Annotated in this window: 19 protein-coding genes; 6 read left to right on the top strand and 13 right to left on the bottom strand. The window is 55.9% G+C overall.

Annotated elements, in window-relative coordinates; genetic code table 11:
- Window positions 1-32 precede the first annotated feature (32 nt).
- The 4 genes from HBM95_05010 to HBM95_04995 all read right to left on the bottom strand — a co-directional run bounded on the left by HBM95_05010 (window position 33) and on the right by HBM95_04995 (window position 2,311).
- Window positions 33-710 (bottom strand): AroM family protein, encoded by a 678-nt coding sequence (locus HBM95_05010; GenBank protein ID NIH42297.1) that lies wholly within the window; start codon window positions 708-710, stop codon window positions 33-35.
- 237 nt (window positions 711-947) lie between these two features.
- The gene (locus HBM95_05005; protein NIH42296.1) at window positions 948-1,139 is read right to left on the bottom strand and encodes a hypothetical protein; all 192 of its coding nucleotides are present in this window, start codon (window positions 1,137-1,139) and stop codon (window positions 948-950) included.
- A gap of 44 nt (window positions 1,140-1,183) precedes the next feature.
- On the bottom strand, window positions 1,184-1,708 hold the full coding sequence (aroL, locus tag HBM95_05000) for a shikimate kinase AroL (GenBank protein NIH42295.1): 525 nt from the start codon (window positions 1,706-1,708) through the stop codon (window positions 1,184-1,186).
- Window positions 1,709-1,852: 144 nt separating this feature from the next.
- Window positions 1,853-2,311 carry a YaiI/YqxD family protein gene (locus tag HBM95_04995; protein NIH42294.1) on the bottom strand — a complete coding sequence of 153 codons (459 nt, stop codon included), beginning with the start codon at window positions 2,309-2,311 and terminating at the stop codon, window positions 1,853-1,855.
- A 97-nt stretch (window positions 2,312-2,408) separates the two neighbouring features.
- On the opposite strand from HBM95_04995, the gene proC reads away from it, so the two are divergent.
- Window positions 2,409-3,218, top strand: coding sequence for a pyrroline-5-carboxylate reductase (gene proC, locus HBM95_04990; GenBank protein ID NIH42293.1), 810 nt, complete (start codon window positions 2,409-2,411; stop codon window positions 3,216-3,218).
- Window positions 3,219-3,232: 14 nt separating this feature from the next.
- Here the strand turns inward: proC and adrA are convergent, their stop codons facing one another.
- The 5 genes from adrA to HBM95_04965 all read right to left on the bottom strand — a co-directional run bounded on the left by adrA (window position 3,233) and on the right by HBM95_04965 (window position 7,584).
- Window positions 3,233-4,336, bottom strand: coding sequence for a diguanylate cyclase AdrA (gene adrA / locus HBM95_04985; protein ID NIH42292.1), 1,104 nt, complete (start codon window positions 4,334-4,336; stop codon window positions 3,233-3,235).
- Between the two features lie 102 nt (window positions 4,337-4,438).
- The gene (psiF, locus tag HBM95_04980; protein NIH42291.1) at window positions 4,439-4,759 is read right to left on the bottom strand and encodes a phosphate starvation-inducible protein PsiF; all 321 of its coding nucleotides are present in this window, start codon (window positions 4,757-4,759) and stop codon (window positions 4,439-4,441) included.
- Window positions 4,760-5,046: 287 nt separating this feature from the next.
- The gene (gene iraP / locus HBM95_04975; protein ID NIH42290.1) at window positions 5,047-5,307 is read right to left on the bottom strand and encodes an anti-adapter protein IraP; all 261 of its coding nucleotides are present in this window, start codon (window positions 5,305-5,307) and stop codon (window positions 5,047-5,049) included.
- Between the two features lie 210 nt (window positions 5,308-5,517).
- Window positions 5,518-6,732 carry a multidrug efflux MFS transporter gene (locus tag HBM95_04970; GenBank protein ID NIH42289.1) on the bottom strand — a complete coding sequence of 405 codons (1,215 nt, stop codon included), beginning with the start codon at window positions 6,730-6,732 and terminating at the stop codon, window positions 5,518-5,520.
- Between the two features lie 168 nt (window positions 6,733-6,900).
- Window positions 6,901-7,584 (bottom strand): extensin, encoded by a 684-nt coding sequence (locus HBM95_04965; GenBank protein NIH42288.1) that lies wholly within the window; start codon window positions 7,582-7,584, stop codon window positions 6,901-6,903.
- A gap of 103 nt (window positions 7,585-7,687) precedes the next feature.
- On the opposite strand from HBM95_04965, the gene ddlA reads away from it, so the two are divergent.
- Entirely contained in the window at window positions 7,688-8,788 is a 1,101-nt protein-coding gene (gene ddlA / locus HBM95_04960) for a D-alanine--D-alanine ligase (GenBank protein ID NIH42287.1), read from the top strand.
- Here ddlA and HBM95_04955 read toward each other — a convergent pair.
- Window positions 8,785-9,015 (bottom strand): DUF2754 family protein, encoded by a 231-nt coding sequence (locus HBM95_04955; GenBank protein ID NIH42286.1) that lies wholly within the window; start codon window positions 9,013-9,015, stop codon window positions 8,785-8,787. The two genes, ddlA and HBM95_04955, sit on opposite strands and share 4 nt — an antisense overlap.
- A 250-nt stretch (window positions 9,016-9,265) precedes the next feature.
- Between HBM95_04955 and HBM95_04950 the strand changes: the two genes are divergently transcribed.
- Window positions 9,266-9,565 (top strand): DUF2755 family protein, encoded by a 300-nt coding sequence (locus HBM95_04950; protein NIH42285.1) that lies wholly within the window; start codon window positions 9,266-9,268, stop codon window positions 9,563-9,565.
- On the opposite strand, the gene HBM95_04945 is transcribed toward HBM95_04950, so the two are convergent.
- From HBM95_04945 to HBM95_04935, 3 genes are all read right to left on the bottom strand, one after another.
- Entirely contained in the window at window positions 9,562-10,659 is a 1,098-nt protein-coding gene (locus HBM95_04945; GenBank protein ID NIH42284.1) for a DUF1615 domain-containing protein, read from the bottom strand. The genes HBM95_04950 and HBM95_04945 overlap by 4 nt on opposite strands.
- A gap of 14 nt (window positions 10,660-10,673) precedes the next feature.
- Entirely contained in the window at window positions 10,674-11,894 is a 1,221-nt protein-coding gene (sbmA, locus tag HBM95_04940) for a peptide antibiotic transporter SbmA (GenBank protein ID NIH42283.1), read from the bottom strand.
- A 115-nt stretch (window positions 11,895-12,009) separates the two neighbouring features.
- Entirely contained in the window at window positions 12,010-12,543 is a 534-nt protein-coding gene (locus HBM95_04935) for an isochorismatase family protein (protein ID NIH42282.1), read from the bottom strand.
- Between the two features lie 204 nt (window positions 12,544-12,747).
- On the opposite strand from HBM95_04935, the gene ampH reads away from it, so the two are divergent.
- The 3 genes from ampH (at window position 12,748) to HBM95_04920 (ending at window position 16,820) form a co-directional block, all read left to right on the top strand.
- A complete protein-coding gene (gene ampH / locus HBM95_04930) occupies window positions 12,748-13,908 on the top strand; it encodes a D-alanyl-D-alanine-carboxypeptidase/endopeptidase AmpH (GenBank protein ID NIH42281.1) in 1,161 nt (386 codons plus the stop codon).
- Window positions 13,909-14,072: 164 nt separating this feature from the next.
- Entirely contained in the window at window positions 14,073-15,047 is a 975-nt protein-coding gene (gene hemB, locus HBM95_04925; GenBank protein ID NIH42280.1) for a porphobilinogen synthase, read from the top strand.
- A 72-nt stretch (window positions 15,048-15,119) separates the two neighbouring features.
- Complete coding sequence (locus tag HBM95_04920) at window positions 15,120-16,820, top strand: lysophospholipid acyltransferase family protein (GenBank protein ID NIH42279.1); 1,701 nt, start codon at window positions 15,120-15,122, stop codon at window positions 16,818-16,820.
- Window positions 16,821-16,887 lie beyond the last annotated feature (67 nt).

Here is a 16,887-nt window from a genome sequence, read left to right as displayed (position 1 = left end):
GGGCCATGCTCATCACCTGTCACGCAAAATCATTACGTCAGAAGCTCTGAGGCCAGGCGAGCCATCAGAACGTTGGATAACAGCACCGGCACGTCCAGCGCCTTTTGCAGTAAATCGCGGTGATGCTGGTGGAAACCAAGACAGTCCAGAATCAACACATCTGCCCCTCTCTCCAGCAGCGCCTTCCCGGCAGCAATGAGTTTAGCCTCGCTGTCCCAGAAGGGATTTGCCAGCGCATACAGGGGCGTTTTTTCGAGCACATGCCATTTTGCTTCCTGGTTGTCCATGAGCTCCTCAATGGGCACAATGACCCCAACCTGGTGCCCGTCAACAATGGAGGCCACCAGCGGAGGAATAATGCGCATTGGCTCAAGCAGAATCGCATTACGCGCAATGAGTCCCTTAATGGGGGCGGTACTCATCAGCAAAATAACGTCATACGCTTGATTATCGAGTACTTCTATTACAGCCTGCAGCGAACGCTCAATTTTCTGTCGAGAAACATGCGCCAGTTTACCGTCGCTTAATAACGTCGCCAGGGGATCCTCCCCCGCCTCTACAGCGTAGTCTTCCATGACCTCTTCCCGACTCATCTTACCCAGCAGGCTAAGATGCGTGATCTGTTGTTCAGATACATGCTCGGTTAAGAGCGGTAACACTTCGCTTACAGGGACCACACCAATGGTGAGGATCGCCAACGTTGCTTTCATCTTCTTCGCCTTCCATCACTACAAAAACGTGTACACAGGTACAGGCTCACTACGCTGCACAGTTCGTTTTTTCAACAAAACAGCACCAAGCGTAGCAGGCGATCTCTGTTCCGAAATGTAAAGATCGCCTGCCGGTAACGGAGCTACCTGTAATAACTAAATATTAACTCCTGCTTAACATTTGCGATGAGTAAAAAGTGTGATTCAGGCACGGTATTGGAGCGTTTAGGAAAACATTCATGACTTATCGGGATCTTCGTAGCGCCGTTTGGCATCCAGCGCTTCCTGTTCAGTCTCATGTTCACTGATCAGCGAGTCCGGTTTGGGGTGATCGGCACGCAGCTGGTACCAGGTGACAGTCTGGTCGCCATTGCCTTTTTCAACGGTAACAATACGTGCTTCGCGCGGATAGGGAGGTCTGGTTGGCATAGCTCATCCTTTTTTTATGTCTGAGCTATCAGTATAGACGGCGGTTAGCTGGCACACGCCAGACGCAGGGCGGTAATAATCTGAATTACCACATCTTCCGGGGCCGCAGAGGCATCCACAACATGGTGCGCCGCTTCACGGTACAGGGCATCGCGCTCGGCCAGCACTTCGCTCACCTCTTCGCTGAGCGGCCTTGACGTCAGCGCCGGGCGTTGTCCCTCTTCAGGAAATGCCTCAAGGCGCCCGACCAGCGCCGCCACCGGCGCGCAGAGATAGATCACAATGCCTTTTTCGCGCATAAAGTGACGATTACATTCGGCCAGAACAATGCCGCCTCCCGTCGCAATGACGGCTGACGGCGTGGTGACCGCTTTCAGCGCGGCCGTTTCGCGGGCGCGAAAGCTTTCCCATCCCTCTTGCTCCACGATGTCTGCAATGGTTTTGCCGGCCTCGGTCTGCAGCCAGTGGTCGGTATCAATAAACTGACGATGACACGCGCGTGCCAGTTCCAGGCCAACGGTGGTTTTCCCACAGCCGCGGGGGCCAACTAAAAAGATGGGTTGGGTCATAGCCAGGTGTTCCCCTTGATGCCGAATGGCTGAAGAGTGTAAAGAAATAATTGCAGAAGATGTGTCGATTACTTTACTGCAAAGCGGTACGGGATGACAACCCTGTGGAAGCCACACTGTACCACAAATTGACAATAATTATCATTACGCTGTACGGCGCTTCACTTCCAGCAGCCATTTATCCAGTTCGGCGGCAAACTGCTGGCGATCGCGCTGGGACAGGCTGTCCGGTCCACCGGTCTGCACGCCGCTGGCCCGCATCGTATCCATAAAATCGCGCATGGTGAGCTTTTCACGAATGGTTGAAGGCGAATAACGTTCACCGCGTGGGTTGAGCGCCGCCGCCCCTTTCTCCAGCACTTCAGCCGCCAGCGGTATGTCGGCGGTAATAACCAGATCCTCCGCGCTGCACAGACGAACTATTTCGTTATCCGCTACGTCGAACCCGGCCGGCACGCGCAAGGAGCGGATGAACCGCGAAGGCGGTACGCGAATATTCTGGTTCGCCACCAGCGTCAGCGGCATCTGAACGCGCTCGGCGGCGCGGAATAAAATCTCTTTAATCACATTCGGACACGCGTCCGCATCAACCCAAATCGCCATATTGTCTCCCCATAATGACTCTGCCGACTATTGTCGCCTGCATTTCGTTGTTAAGCTATCAATCAGAGAAAACAACGCATAATGACGGAGAATCGTGATGGATAAGAAAATCGGGTTTATCGGCTGCGGTAACATGGGCAAAGCCATCCTGGGCGGCCTGATCGCCAGCGGGCAGGTCCTGCCGGGTCAGATTTGGGTCTATACCCCGTCACCGGATAACGTCGCCGCGTTGCGCGATCAATACGGGATCAACGCCGCCGAAAGCGCGCAGGAGGTGGCCCAGGTTGCCGATATCGTCTTTGGTGCCGTTAAGCCGAACATCATGATCAAAGTGTTAAGCGACATCACCTCCAGCCTGAATAAAGAGACGCTGGTCGTGTCGATTGCCGCGGGCGTGACGCTCGATCAGCTGGCCCGCGCGCTGGGCCACGACCGTAAAATCGTCCGCGCGATGCCGAATACCCCCTCACTGGTCAACGCTGGCATGACCTCCGTCACCCCTAACGCGCTGGTGACCTCAGAAGAGGTAGCGGACGTGCTGAACATTTTCCGCTGCTTCGGCGAGGCGGAAGTGATTGCGGAATCGATGATCCATCCGGTGGTCGGCGTGAGCGGTTCAGCCCCCGCGTACGTCTTCATGTTTTTAGAAGCGATGGCGGACGCCGCCGTGCTTGGCGGTATGCCGCGTGCGCAGGCGTATAAATTCGCCGCACAGGCAGTGATGGGCTCCGCCAAAATGGTGCTGGAGACCGGTAAACACCCGGGAGAACTGAAAGATATGGTCTGCTCCCCGGCCGGTACCACCATCGAAGCGGTGCGGGTGCTGGAAGAGCGCGGGTTCCGTTCGGCCGTCATCGAGGCGATGGCCAAATGCATGGAAAAGTCAGAGAAGCTGAGTAAATCCTGATGTCTGGTCGGGCGTCAGGCCGCCACTTCGGTGCGGCCGCGCCCGGCATTTTTCGCCTTATACAGCGCCACATCTGCCGCCTTCAGCCATTCCCGATAGTGCACAAACTGCGGTCCCCAGGGAGCCACGCCCACGCTGATGCGCAGAGGCTCTTTCGGCGCACACGGTAACGAGAGCGTTTCCAGCCGCGCGTGAACCCGCGACATGACGGCGATGGCGCTTTCAGCGGCCGTCTGGGACATAATCACCGCGAATTCATCCCCGCCAAACCGGCCTATCGCATCGCCTGACCGCACCGACATCTGGAGCTGGCGGGTAATGGCCACGATAGCCTTGTCGCCCACGTCGTGCCCCCAGGTATCGTTGATGTTTTTAAAGTGGTCGATATCAATCAGCAATATCGTGGCGGTGCAGTGGCTCCGGCGACAGAGCTCAAACTCATTGCGCAGCAGCATTTCCCAATGTCGACGGTTAAAGACCCCGGTCATGCCGTCACGGGTACTCATCATTTCCAGCCGCCGCTTATGTTCCGCCAGCCTGACGGCAGTGCGATGGCTAAGCCAGGCAAACAGCATGGGATAAAGCATAAGGACGGGAAGCGTTAAGCCCCACTCCAGCGCTCCCGGATTAAAGGGCACCACGCGGCCAACGAGAGGTAATGTGACCAGCACGGAAAGCGTGGTGAGTGCCATCCCTGAAATAAACAGACGACAGCCGCCTGAGCCCATCATATTTATACCCACCATCATCAACAGCGCTGCCGCAGGTAACGCATAAACCCCCATCACGCCAATCCATAGCCCGGCGATAATGGCATCCATCTTAAGGTTGAAGATCTCCTGCTGAAGAGGTGAAGCGGCGCGGCAGGATAACTGCCAGGCGAAGTGCGGCCAGACGAATGCCCACCCCACCAGTAACAACCACCAGCCGCCGGGTAAAAAATGGCTGACCAGCATTTCTGCCACGGGGAAAAACATCGCCGCCAGCCCGACAGCGCGCGCCAGCCGAACTCGCCTGGCGAGCTGGAAGCCGGCGCGGTGAGGGTCATCCTGAGAAAGAGTTAAACTCCACTCTTCCCGAATGCGCTTTTTGGTGTAGTACGTTTCATCATTCATCATTTTTGGGAATATTCTGAAACATTTTCCCAAATTATAGAGAGGGGGTCTGCAAGGAAAGTATGAAATTTCGGGTGAGCAGCCCGCGCCGCTCACCCGTTAGAACTACACTTTTTTCTTCAGGCAGGCACTCATGAACTTGCTGCGATCGTCTCCCTTCAGGGACTGTTCGGTCGCTTTCGCATTACACTCGCGCATTTTTTGCTGCTGCGGCGTCAGGCTTTTTTCGCCGGGTTTCGTGGCGCCGTTTTTCAGGCAGTCGCTCATGTAGGTTTTACGCGCATCCCCCTTGAGACTCTGGGACGTCGCCTGTTGATTGCAGGTGGTCATACGTTGCTGCTGCGGCGTGAGCGTTTTCTCTTCCGCATTCGCCGAGGAGATCAGGAACAGGCCGGAGAACAGAGTAACCAGTAATGTTGTTTTCATTGCACCATCCTTTTGTGAATATTCCCTGTAAGTCTGGTTCGTGACAGAAAAAAAACCACCCGGCAGATGTGATTTCCGCCGGGAATTTATCATTTCATATCCAGCGCGCCGAAATGGACGGTCTCGGCATAAATAGCCGGGGTAATTAACAGGGGAAGTAACGCGATGAAACATGCGCTCTGTTTCAATTTATTTTATCCAGGTCCCAATACATAAAAAATAAAACAGAGCGACCACAGGCATCCGGCATGACAATTTTATGATATGTCAGCACCGTCCGTAACGGCTTAACTGCGCGGATGCCTCAACAGCTTCTTTACGTATTGCTGCAGCAACTCGGCATCCTCTGGCGGAACCTGCGTATCGGGCCGCGCCTTGTCCAGCGCCCCTTCGATGCTATCAATTAACGCCTGCTGGTCAGATGTTGCCATCTGCCGCAGCAGCGCCGTGACAACGATTTCCAGCGCTTCGACCTGGGCGACCAGTTCTTTCGACTCCTCTTCCTTTTGTGCAAGCTTGACCAGCAACTCAGCAATGAGATTCTTCATCGTGCTATTTCCTTATGGGATTTTCTCTGAAATTAACACCAGGAATGAAATATGCAAAGCGGAGAAAAGTATTATCTTATGCAAAAGTGACGCTGTCGCCAAATTAGCGCCCCGGCATTTTCAGCGAAACGTTTTTCTATAAAATAAACGCCGCATTTTGTTATATAAAAATGCGGCAACCATAAGAATATATAATACATCTAACAACGGTTATTTCGCCGATTTCGACTCCGCTATTTGCCTGCGGCGACGCAGGGCAATAGCCAGCTGAATAATATTGATTAAAACGACTATCGCCGTCGCGGCAAATACCCAGCGAAAACCCGCCATTGCAGAAACGGATGCGCCAATAAGCGGACCGGCAACGTTGCCTAAATACATAAAAGACTGGTTATAACCAAAAATACGCCCCGTGACCTGGTCGCTGGAATATTTGACCAGCAACGTCTGTACGGCAGGCAACATAGCGCCATCCGCGAAGCCGAGTAAAAATCGCAGCACGCCCAGCTGAAGCGGAGAGGTAACAAACGACATGGCGAAAAAGAGCACCACCGCAAAAATCAGCGTCGCCATCAGGATGCGCGCCGTGCCGATCCTGTCACCTAACTTGCCCAGGCGCGGGGCAGAGATCAGCGCGGAAACGCCCGGCACGGCGGCAATCATGCCGCTGAGAAAGGCGATATTGTTGCTGTCCGGCTCCATCGACTTAATAAACAGCGCCAGAATCGGGCCGACCGAACCGTTGCAGAGCTGGATCACCATGGTGGTGACAAACAGGCTAATCACGAGTCCCGGGTAAGGCAGCGAGGCGAAGACGGCCCTGCCGCTCAGGCGCTCAGATTTACTGATAACGGGGCGGCCACCCTCTTTGATAAGAAAGAGCGTAACCAGAAAGCTGATCACCAGCAGGATCGCGGTGATGATGAACACCGCGCGCAGCCCGACGTGGTCAGCCAGAAAGCCCCCCAGCAGCGGGCCGCCGATAACGCCGCTGATCTGGGCGGTAGAGAGCGTACTCAGCGCCCAGCCGCTGCGCTCGCGCGGCACCTGAGAGGCAACCAGCGCCATGGCGTTGGGAATATACCCGGACGTCAGCCCCATCACCGCCCGCAGGAAAAACAGCTGCCAGACGTTGGTGGCAAAGGCCTGGAGCAGAATAGCTATCGCCATCCCGAGCGAGGCGCGCAGCAGCATCAGCTTGCGCCCTTTCCTGTCGGCCAGGCTGCCCCACATCGGTGACACAATGGCGGAAACCAGAAACGTGACGCTGAACGTCAGGCCGGACCACATGGAGAGCGCTTCATGCGAGGTGACCCCCAGCTGCGAGACGTACAGCGGCAGGAACGGCAGGATCTGGCTGATGGCAAGCCCTGTAAAGAAGCAGCCGAACCAGACCGAGATGAGATTAACTTTCCAGGATTCCATACAGAAATAGTCTTCATTTTTAGGCGAATTCGCCGTCAGATTAGCAAGTTACGCGCCTTAACGTCGCACCAGAGATGCGGCCTTGCTGACTTTGGTGTTTTATCTTCCCAGTCATCATATTTGTGAAATAAGTCACAAATCATCCATTTTCTGGCGGAAGATTATGCTTCAGCGACAGAGGCCAAAGCCGCGCATTCCCAGATGAAAATGGCTGGCGTGCGCCGCGTTATACTCCGGCCCAAGACCGTTACCGTAGTAGCCGCAGCTTGCCGCCAGCAGAGCCTTCAACCAGGGCTGCGTTTTTGCCGATTTCCAGCCCTTCAGCACCGTAACATGCTCCCCGTTCGCCAGCCGAAAAGCGGCGATATCCAGCGCCTCTGCCGTGGCATGCTCGCTGCGCCGCGCATCGGGCCGGTGGTAAATATTGCGGCAGGCAAAGCTGCCGAGGTGCTCAATGCGGGTCAGTTCACTGCCGGTGAAGCGTTTAGTCAGGGGCCGGGCCTGCTGGCTGACAAACAGGGCCGAGCTGAGCGCCAGCGGACAGCTGGCAAGAAAACTGCCGTTCAGGCTCACCGGGCCGAAGTCTCGCACGCGCACGACGTTCCTCAGCGGACATTCCCCGCCGCTGTCAGCCACCGCCTGGGTGCGAATAAGGTTTCTTTGATTAGCCTGCGCTAACAGGCTCGAGCAGGCTTCGGGCGTTAAGCGCCGAAGTTTATACTGGGTAATGCGGCCAGGCGGGTCGTCCAGGGTCAGCGGCGTGAAGGGGTTGTAGTAAGACGGCAACCAGCGATAGCCCGCCGTTGCGATTGCCCCAAGGATGAAAACGATCAGCAACGTTTTTCCTTTCACTCTCCCCCCTCACTGTTCCCCAAAACATTATGGCAGAAGGCCGCGAAACCCGCAGGGCATCGTGGTATGTTATTGGCTTTTCGTCAGACTGGAAGAGAGTGAGATGGCAAAGCAGCGCGTAGGTATTGTCTTTGGGGGAAAATCAGCAGAGCACGAGGTGTCATTGCAATCGGCTAAAAATATCGTTGATGCGATCGATAAAAGCCGTTTCGACGTGGTGCTGCTGGGCATTGATAAACAGGGCCAGTGGCACGTTAACGATGCCAGCCAGTATCTGCTGAATGCCCACGATCCGGCGCACATCGCCCTCAACCCTTCGGAGATCAGCGTCGCCACCGTACCCGGCGTCATGAAGGGACAGCTCATCGACGCAGGCAACGCGCAGGCTCTCGCCCAGATCGACGTGGTCTTCCCTATCGTGCACGGCACCCTGGGCGAAGATGGTTCCCTGCAGGGGATGTTGCGCATGGCCAACCTGCCGTTCGTCGGCTCGGACGTGCTGGGCTCCGCCGCCTGCATGGACAAAGACGTCACCAAACGTCTGCTGCGTGATGCCGGCCTGAATATCGCACCGTTCGTGACGCTCACCCGCGCCAACCGCGATAAGCACAGCTTCGCGCAGATCAGCGCTGAATTGGGTCTGCCGCTGTTTGTGAAGCCGGCCAATCAGGGCTCCTCCGTGGGCGTCAGCAAAGTCACCAGCGAAGCAGAGTTCACGCAGGCCGTTCGTATGGCGTTTGAGTTCGACCATAAAGTGGTGGTTGAGCAGGGGATCAAAGGCCGCGAAATTGAGTGCGCCGTGCTGGGCAACGATTTTCCACAGGCGAGCACCTGCGGTGAAGTGGTCTTAAACAGCGACTTCTACTCCTATGACACCAAATACATTGATGATAAAGGCGCACAGGTTGTCGTTCCGGCGAATATCGATCCGGTGATCAACGACGCGATCCGGGCGATCGCCATTCGCGCCTATCAGACGCTCGGCTGCAGCGGCATGGCGCGCGTAGATGTGTTCCTGACGCCGGAGAACGAAGTTGTTATCAATGAAATCAACACGCTGCCGGGTTTCACCAACATCAGCATGTATCCAAAACTGTGGCAGGCCAGCGGGCTAGGCTACTCTGAGCTGATCACCCGCCTGATCGAACTGGCGCTGGAGCGTCACGCCGCCGACAGCGCCCTGAAAAGTTCCGTTAACGGTTAATCGGCACCCTTAGCCGTCTCCTCCGCTGTCGTCTCTTCCGGACGACGGCGGATAATCAACCCTGCGAGCCAGAAACTGATTACCCAGGTCACCAGGCCCACGGCATAGGTTTGCCAGCCTTTTGCCTCAAATCCCAACAGCCCCACGACGCCGTTAAGAATAAAAATCAGGCCAATAGCAAAGGCGTAGTAGTGCCAGTCACGGCGAAGTTTGGACGTGAGCTTCATAACAACTCCGGCAGGGAAAAAAAGACATCCTCTCACAGTTTTACCGCCAGGTCTGTGGCAGATGCGGAAATTCTGAAACGCGGCGCAGTTTCATTTAAGTTAACAAATTGTGACATGCTGCAGAAATCAACAATCCAGGAGAATTCCTGAGCGAAAATTACCACGATTCTGATATTGACAAATGCGATGACCTGTCAAACTCACTCCGTAAGACGCGTATTAAAACAGAGTGATATCTCGGGAGGTCAACATGGCTGACTTTACATTGTCGAAACCGATTTTTGGCGGCAAACCAAAAACCTCCACGGCGGGTAATATCGCGTATGCCCTGTTTGTCCTGTTCTGTTTCTGGGCTGGCTCCCAGTTGCTCAATATGCTGGTGCACGCGCCGGGCGTTTATGAACACCTGATGCAGGTGCAGGATAACGGACGCCCGCGGGTTGAAATCGGGTTTGGCGTGAGCACGCTGTTTGGCCTCGTTCCCTTCCTCGCGGGGTGTATGATTTTAGGCGTTGTCGCGCTCGTCCTGCGCTTTCGTCGTCGCCATTAAAGCCCCATACAGCGAGCCCGGCGATCGTCCACGCGTTTCGCGAACCATGCTGTTGTCAGGTTACGCGTGATCTTAGGGCTTTCCAGCTGAATACCCGGCAGAATAGCCCTCGGTAACGTTTTCCCACTCTTCTTCTCTGCAAGGGCAAATACCTTCTTGTAGAGAGCCGTTTTCTCAAACGCCAGGCTGTCGCCTTTCTCAAGCTGACGCCGAATGTCGCCATTACTCATATCAAGCGCTGTCGATAATTTCCGGATCGCCCGCTCGGTGCTTCCCGCCTCGCTGCTGCCGTAGGCGATAAGATCGCCGTCCAGCGCCAGCTTGACGCCGCTTGCGCGGCTGACCGCACTCTGAAACGCCGCGTTACGGCTGGCATACCAGCCCGCGTTAAAGTCTGCAAAGCGGTACAGCGGCTCGCTGTAGTTCGCCGGATAGTTCAGCAGATGATACGTGCCGAACCACAGCCCGCCGCGCAGGGAGAAGACCTCCTGACGCACCGTACCGTCAATTTCCCACGGGTAGCCGTCGGTATGCTTCTCAGCAAACGCAATGTTCACCTGCATCGGGCCGCCGGTGTGAACCGGATTCAGCGAGCCAAACAGTTTCTGTCCCATCGGCACCATGTTAATGAAATCATCAAAGATGGCGCTGAGCTGTTTTTCGGTTTTCACCGTGTCCAGCCGTTCGCTGTAGCTTTTACCGTTTGGCGAGGTGATTTTCAGCGCGGTATGCACGAGGAACACCGGGATATGCATTGATTCCGCGCGGCGGTCAATCTCTTTCCAGGCAATTTTGTTGAGACCCGGCACCACCGGGTCTGACTGGTACATCGACTCCTGCTGCGCCACCGCCAGCACCGAGCAGATATTCTCCTCGGTAGGGGCAATCTTCTGGCTTTCGAAGGTTTTTGCCAGCGCATAGGCCCACGCATTGCGATCCTTCACGCTGGCGGGCATTTTTTGCCGCACAACACTTGCCACATCCACGGGCTTCTCACCCTTTTTAAGCGGAGTCGCCCCTTTTTCGGCACAGCCCGCCAGAACGAGGGCAGCCAGCAAGGACAACGGTAACGCACGCGGTAAGGCAAAAGACATAGCAACTTCCTGTATTAGCTAAATGTGTTGGTGACTTCCTGCAGGTCACGATCGCCCAGCTCATGTTCAAAGCTGCGCAGACGTTTATAGATAGACATCAACTCTACCAGCGTGGTCCAGGAGTTGATCAGATACTGGAATGAGTTTCTGACCTGATCGAACACGTTCGTAATCTGGGTCAGTAAGCCCAGCGTGATTGTTCCCGCAACAATAGATGGGAACAACAGGAATAGTCCAAAAACAGTATCGACCTGCAGATAGAAAATACGGGCAATATTGAAATACATGTAGTGGAAATAGAGCCTGAAGTAGTTGAAACGGACGTTGCGGAACAGCTCTTTTATCGTCGGGGGCGCAGCGCGCGTTGGGTCGTCCTCTCCGTAGACCAGTTCCTTACGATAGGCCGCTTCAACACGCTGGTTCTTAAACTCTAAGCCCGGCAGCTTAATCCCGACGACGGCAAGCAGGCCTGTGCCCATAAGCGACCAAATCAGCGCCGGGATGAGCAGGCCGTACGGTAAATGTCCGACAATCGGCAATGCTGAAATATGGGGAGAAAGCGCGACCAGAATCGGTAAGAACGCAAACAGTTTCAGGATGGCATTAAGCAGGCTGACGCCCATATCCTCAAGCGTTGACGCGAAACGCATGGTGTCTTCCTGAACGCGCTGAGCAGCACCCTCAATATGACGCAGACGCTCCCAGTGCGTCATGTAGAATTCGTTCATCGCCGTACGCCAGCGGAAGACGTAATGGCTGACGAAGAAATTATTCAGCACCGCCACGGTGACAGCGATCATCGCAATGCCCATAAAAATTTTTAACTGATTATAAAGCTCGCCGATTGGCACCCTGTTAGGGGCGCTCAGCGCTTTCTGGATGAGATCGTAGAACGGGGCATACCACGCGTTAATGGCTACGCTCACTTCGACCAGAAACCAGGTGACAAAAATAATCAGCGACGTTCCCAGAATGGACCACGTCTGCCAGCGATGAGGGGAATAATTAAACCAGAACAGCGCAAACAGCCCCACGCACAGCGCGTAATAGGCATAAAACAGCAGATAGCTGAACGACCAGAAGCGCGCCGCGCTAATTGGCACCTCGCCTGTCGCCCCCACGATGCGTGCCAGCCATGCACCGCCGCCCGCCAGCCAGAACACGACCGCGATCAGTGCCCAAATAAATGCCGACAGGAAAAAAGGCCCCGGCTTTGGGAAAAAAGACTTAAACATGATGCTTCCTTCTTGTTGTTATGGTTGTTGCTGTGCTCAACGCATTACCACACGAATACCTTGCCCGGGCCGGTCTCCCGGCTCGGGCAAAAAAGTCAGACCCGTGGGTTGATTATTAGTTCGCTTTCCAGTTTTCGAGAATTGTTTCGGTGCGTTTCACCGCGACAGGGTTCGCCGGCGCAATGAAGTTTCGCCAGACGTCGTTGTGATGGTTAATCAGGATGTGTGCTTCAGCTGCCGGGCGGTTGGCGGTGGTATGGGCATCTTCCGCCACGGTAATGTGGTAACCCCGGCTGACGCCATTTTTGACCGTGGCGTCAACGCAGTAGTCGGTGGCGCAGCCGCAAATGACAAACTCACGAATGCCCTGCTCGCGTAATAGCGTTTCTAGCGTGGTGTTGTAAAAAGCATCACACGCGGTCTTGGTCACGTACAGCGCGCCAGCGGGCTGATGGAGTTCAGGCAGCAACGCAAACCCTTCACTTCCCTCTTCCAGCCCCCCGGCCTCGGCATGCTGAATAAAAATCACCGTGTCGGCTGCCTGCGTAAGCTGGTTGATCAAAGAGACACAGTTCTTGCGCTGATGACGAGGGGTTTCAAACACCCCGTTCTGCATATCAACCACCATTACCACACGCTTTTCAGACATACCGTTCTCCGCAAGATTGAGTAACACTGGTACCTATCATAAGCCCGATGTCACAAAATGGGAGAGCGCTCGCAGGGAAATTCTTCATATTTACCCATGGTTACGTTTTTCTCGCTATGGTTATGCTAATCGGGGCATTGCACGGTGCCGATTAGTAGTATAAATACCCATTACTTTCCTCATTCACTTCATGGATGCTTTTCGTTGAAACGTTGTCTGCTCTCTTTTGCCGCGCTGTGTGCGGTGAGCTTCTCCACCGCCCAGGCAGCTCAGCCGCTGACGGCGCCCGTTTTGGCTTCAGATATTGCCGATCGCTACGCGAACCTTATCTATTACGGCAGCGGCGCGACCGGGATGGCAATGGTGGTCATCGACGGCAACCAGCGCGTTTTTCGCAGCTTTGGTGAAACACGTCCAGGTAATAACGTTCGCCCGCAGCTGGATTCCGTTGTGCGCGTCGCGTCCTTAACCAAGCTGATGACCAGTGAAATGCTGGTGAAACTACTCGACCAGGGCGTGGTGAAGCTCGACGATCCGCTCAGCAAATACGCCCCGCCGGGTGCCCGTGTTCCGACGTATCAGGGCACGCCAATCCGCCTTGTGAACCTGGCAACCCACACCAGCGCTCTGCCGCGCGAGCAGCCGGGCGGTGCAGCGCACCGCGACGTTTTTGTCTGGCCAACGCGCCAACAGCGCTGGAACTACCTGAGTACCGCCACGCTGAAATCCGCCCCGGGATCGCAGGCCTCTTACTCGAACCTGGCGTTTGATCTGCTGGCGGATGCGCTCTCAGCGGCGGCGGGCAAACCTTATCCGCAGCTGTTTGAAGAGCAGATCACACGTCCGCTGGGCATGAAAGACACCACCTTTACCCCTTCCCCGGACCAGTGCAAACGCCTGATGGTGGCAGAGAAAGGCGCAAGCCCGTGTAACAACACGCTGGCGGCCGTGGGCAGCGGCGGGGTCTATTCCACCCCTGGCGACATGATGCGCTGGATGCAGCAGTTCCTTTCTTCGGATTTCTACTCCCGCAGCAGCCAGGCCGATCGTATGCAGACCCTCATTTATCAGCGTACTCAGCTGCACCGCGTCATCGGGATGGACGTGCCGGGTAAAGCCGATGCGCTCGGCCTGGGCTGGGTCTATATGGCGCCGAAAAATGGCCGTCCGGGCATTATTCAGAAAACCGGCGGCGGCGGCGGATTCATCACCTACATGGCGATGATTCCGCAGTCCAACGTGGGCGCGTTTGTGGTGGTCACCCGTTCTCCTAACACGCGCTTCGTTAATATGAGTGACGGCATTAATAACCTGGTGGCTGAGCTGAGCGCCAATAAAGCCCAGGTGCTTACCGCGTCTAACTGATCTTAATAATCTCAGGGCAAGCGGTTGATGTTAAACCGTTTGCCCCGAACGCTCCCCCTTCCGCAGTCTTGCATTATCTACCGCTAAACCGCCCACTTTAATAAACACCTCACGGTGCTTTCGGTTACACTAACCTTCTTTGTTCCACAAACATCAGGCATACCATGACCGATTTAATTGCACGCCCCCGCCGCCTGCGCAAGTCACCTGCACTGCGCGCTATGTTTGAAGAGACAACACTGACCTTAAACGATCTGGTGTTGCCGATTTTTGTTGAAGAAGAGATTGATGACTACAAAGCCATCGAAGCCATGCCGGGCGTGATGCGCATTCCTGAAAAATATCTGGCGCGCGAGATCGAACGCATCGCCAACGCGGGGATCCGCTCGGTGATGACCTTCGGCATCTCCCACCATACTGACGCGACCGGCAGCGATGCGTGGAAAGAAGACGGGCTCGTGGCCCGCATGTCCCGCATCTGCAAAGAGACCGTGCCGGAAATGGTGGTCATGTCCGACACCTGTTTCTGCGAATACACCTCCCATGGTCACTGCGGCGTGCTGTGCGATCATGGCGTGGATAACGATGCCACCCTGCTGAACCTCGGCAAGCAGGCTGTGGTCGCTGCCGCTGCGGGTGCGGACTTCATCGCGCCGTCTGCGGCGATGGACGGCCAGGTTCAGGCGATCCGTCAGGCGCTGGATGCGGCAGGCTTTACCGACACCGCCATCATGTCCTACTCCACCAAATTTGCCTCCTCGTTCTACGGCCCGTTCCGTGAAGCAGCCGGCACGGCGCTGAAGGGCGATCGTAAGACCTATCAGATGAACCCGCTGAACCGCCGCGAAGCAATTCGTGAATCCCTGCTCGATGAAGCTCAGGGCGCAGACTGCCTGATGGTGAAACCAGCTGGCGCGTATCTCGACATCCTGCGCGACATCCGCGAGCGCACCGAATTGCCGCTGGGGGCATACCAGGTGAGCGGCGAGTACGCGATGATCAAATTCGCCGCGCTGGCAGGGGCTATCGACGAAGAGAAAGTGATCCTCGAAAGCCTGGGGGCGATCAAACGCGCGGGCGCGGATCTGATCTTCAGCTACTTCGCGCTGGATCTGGCTGAGAAAAAAATCCTCCGCTAATCTTCACCAAACTGCAATACAACCGACATCTGCTCCTTCTACTGTCTTCGCAAGACGGCAGGAGGAGTAATCATGTTTAGCCTCGATAGCGTTCTCGACGATCTTTGGCCTCAGGCGAGGCCTGCACCCTGGCAAAAAAGTCTGTTAAAAAGGCTGTTTTACGAAGACGAATTCCAGCAGTTTGCCGCCGCTCACCGCCACCTGAAAGGGCTGGATATGGTGGAGCAAGTTCTGGAACACCTTGATATTCTCTGCACCGTTTCCGCCCGCGATCTCGAACAAATCCCCGAACATGGCCCGCTGGTCATTATTGCCAACCACCCGACGGGCACCCTGGACGGGCTGGCGCTGATGTACGCCGTCTCCCGCGTGCGACGCGACGTTAAAGTCGTGACCAACCGGATGCTGACCCACCTTGAGCCCCTCAGTTCTCTGTTTATTCCGGTCGACAATATGGGCGGCAGGACGGCGAAGTCGTCCCTGGTTCAGATGGAGCAGCATCTGCAAAACGCGGGCGTGCTGATCTTCTTCCCGGCGGGAGAAGTTTCACGGCCCACGCGCAAAGGCATTCGCGATAAAAAATGGCACTCCGGCTTTATCAAACTCGCCAGCAAGCTGCGCGCCCCGCTGCTGCCGGTGCATATTCAGGCGCACAACAGCCTGCTCTTTTATACCAGCACGCTGGTGTCGCCGACATTGTCGATGCTGCTGCTGATGCAGCAGATGTTCCGCCGCCGCCACAGCCAGCTGCCGATTAAAATCGGCCAGCAGATTGCGTGGAACAGCTGGTTTAGCGCTACCCTTTCGTCTCGTGAGATGGCCGAGCAGTGCCGTCAGCACGTGATGCGTCTTGGCAAGGGATTGCCTGGCGTCTTTAAAACCCAGTGTGCGATTGCCCGTCCGGAAGACCGGGCCACGCTGAGACGTGAACTGGCGCAGGCCGAGTGTCTGGGTAAAACCAGCGACGGCAAAACCATCTACCTGTGGCAGCGCAACGGGCAGGAAGAGGCTCCTCTTCTGCGCGAGCTGGGCCGCCTGCGCGAGATTGCGTTTCGTGCGGTGGAGGAAGGGAGCGGTAAACGCCGGGACACCGACAGCTACGATGATGATTATCTGCACCTGATCCTGTGGGATGAAGAGGATCTGGAGATTGTCGGCGCGTATCGCTTTATGCCAACGGCCATGCAGGTCGAAAAGTGCGGCGTTGACGGGCTGTACAGCTACAGCCTGTTTCACTACGACGACAAAATGCAGGACGTGCTGGAGCACGGTATTGAGCTGGGGCGCAGCTTTATTCAGCCGCGCTACTGGGGGCGTCGCGGTCTGGACTATCTGTGGTCCGGCATCGGGGCTTACCTGGCGCGTTACCCTCACTACCGCTACCTGTTTGGGCCCGTCTCCATCTCCGGTGGCTTACCGCCTGCGGCGCGGGATCTGCTGGTCGCCTTTTACCGCCTGTGGTTCCCGGCGACGCATCCGCTGGCCGCGTCACGCCAGCCTTACCCGGCGTCGCTGCCGGACGTTCTCGCGCAGTTTGGCGGGGTGGATTACGTGGATGACCTGACAAAGCTGAAATCCCTGCTCGGTAATCTGGGCTGCGGCATTCCGCCGCTCTACAAGCAGTATTCCGAACTCTGTGAACCCGGCGGCGTGCAGTTTATTGATTTTGGCAGCGACCCGGCGTTTAACAACTGCGTAGACGGTCTGGTGCTGGTGGATTTGTGTTATCTGAAGGCGAACCGCTATCAGCGGTATATTGAGGCGCACCTTTAAATGTGCAGTTTTTTGTAGGCCGGGTAAGCGCAGCGCCACCCGGCAAGAACGGTGCACAATTGCCGGG

The organism is Enterobacter asburiae (assembly GCA_011754535.1).
In the GTDB taxonomy this organism is placed as follows: Bacteria; Pseudomonadota; Gammaproteobacteria; order Enterobacterales; family Enterobacteriaceae; genus Enterobacter; species Enterobacter cloacae_N.
Note: the sequence above shows the minus strand (reverse complement) of the source record. Positions and strands in the feature narration are given on the sequence as shown.

Bases quoted from the DNA above. Each gene is read 5' to 3' on its own strand.
- HBM95_05010 (NIH42297.1), bottom strand. From the start codon at position 710: ATGAAAGCAACGTTGGCGATCCTCACCATTGGTGTGGTCCCTGTAAGC.
- HBM95_05005 (NIH42296.1), bottom strand. From the start codon at position 1,139: ATGCCAACCAGACCTCCCTATCCGCGCGAAGCACGTATTGTTACCGTT.
- aroL (NIH42295.1), bottom strand. From the start codon at position 1,708: ATGACCCAACCCATCTTTTTAGTTGGCCCCCGCGGCTGTGGGAAAACC.
- HBM95_04995 (NIH42294.1), bottom strand. From the start codon at position 2,311: ATGGCGATTTGGGTTGATGCGGACGCGTGTCCGAATGTGATTAAAGAG.
- proC (NIH42293.1), top strand. From the start codon at position 2,409: ATGGATAAGAAAATCGGGTTTATCGGCTGCGGTAACATGGGCAAAGCC.
- adrA (NIH42292.1), bottom strand. From the start codon at position 4,336: ATGATGAATGATGAAACGTACTACACCAAAAAGCGCATTCGGGAAGAG.
- psiF (NIH42291.1), bottom strand. From the start codon at position 4,759: ATGAAAACAACATTACTGGTTACTCTGTTCTCCGGCCTGTTCCTGATC.
- iraP (NIH42290.1), bottom strand. From the start codon at position 5,307: ATGAAGAATCTCATTGCTGAGTTGCTGGTCAAGCTTGCACAAAAGGAA.
- HBM95_04970 (NIH42289.1), bottom strand. From the start codon at position 6,732: ATGGAATCCTGGAAAGTTAATCTCATCTCGGTCTGGTTCGGCTGCTTC.
- ddlA (NIH42287.1), top strand. From the start codon at position 7,688: ATGGCAAAGCAGCGCGTAGGTATTGTCTTTGGGGGAAAATCAGCAGAG.
- HBM95_04955 (NIH42286.1), bottom strand. From the start codon at position 9,015: ATGAAGCTCACGTCCAAACTTCGCCGTGACTGGCACTACTACGCCTTT.
- HBM95_04950 (NIH42285.1), top strand. From the start codon at position 9,266: ATGGCTGACTTTACATTGTCGAAACCGATTTTTGGCGGCAAACCAAAA.
- HBM95_04945 (NIH42284.1), bottom strand. From the start codon at position 10,659: ATGTCTTTTGCCTTACCGCGTGCGTTACCGTTGTCCTTGCTGGCTGCC.
- sbmA (NIH42283.1), bottom strand. From the start codon at position 11,894: ATGTTTAAGTCTTTTTTCCCAAAGCCGGGGCCTTTTTTCCTGTCGGCA.
- HBM95_04935 (NIH42282.1), bottom strand. From the start codon at position 12,543: ATGTCTGAAAAGCGTGTGGTAATGGTGGTTGATATGCAGAACGGGGTG.
- hemB (NIH42280.1), top strand. From the start codon at position 14,073: ATGACCGATTTAATTGCACGCCCCCGCCGCCTGCGCAAGTCACCTGCA.
- HBM95_04920 (NIH42279.1), top strand. From the start codon at position 15,120: ATGTTTAGCCTCGATAGCGTTCTCGACGATCTTTGGCCTCAGGCGAGG.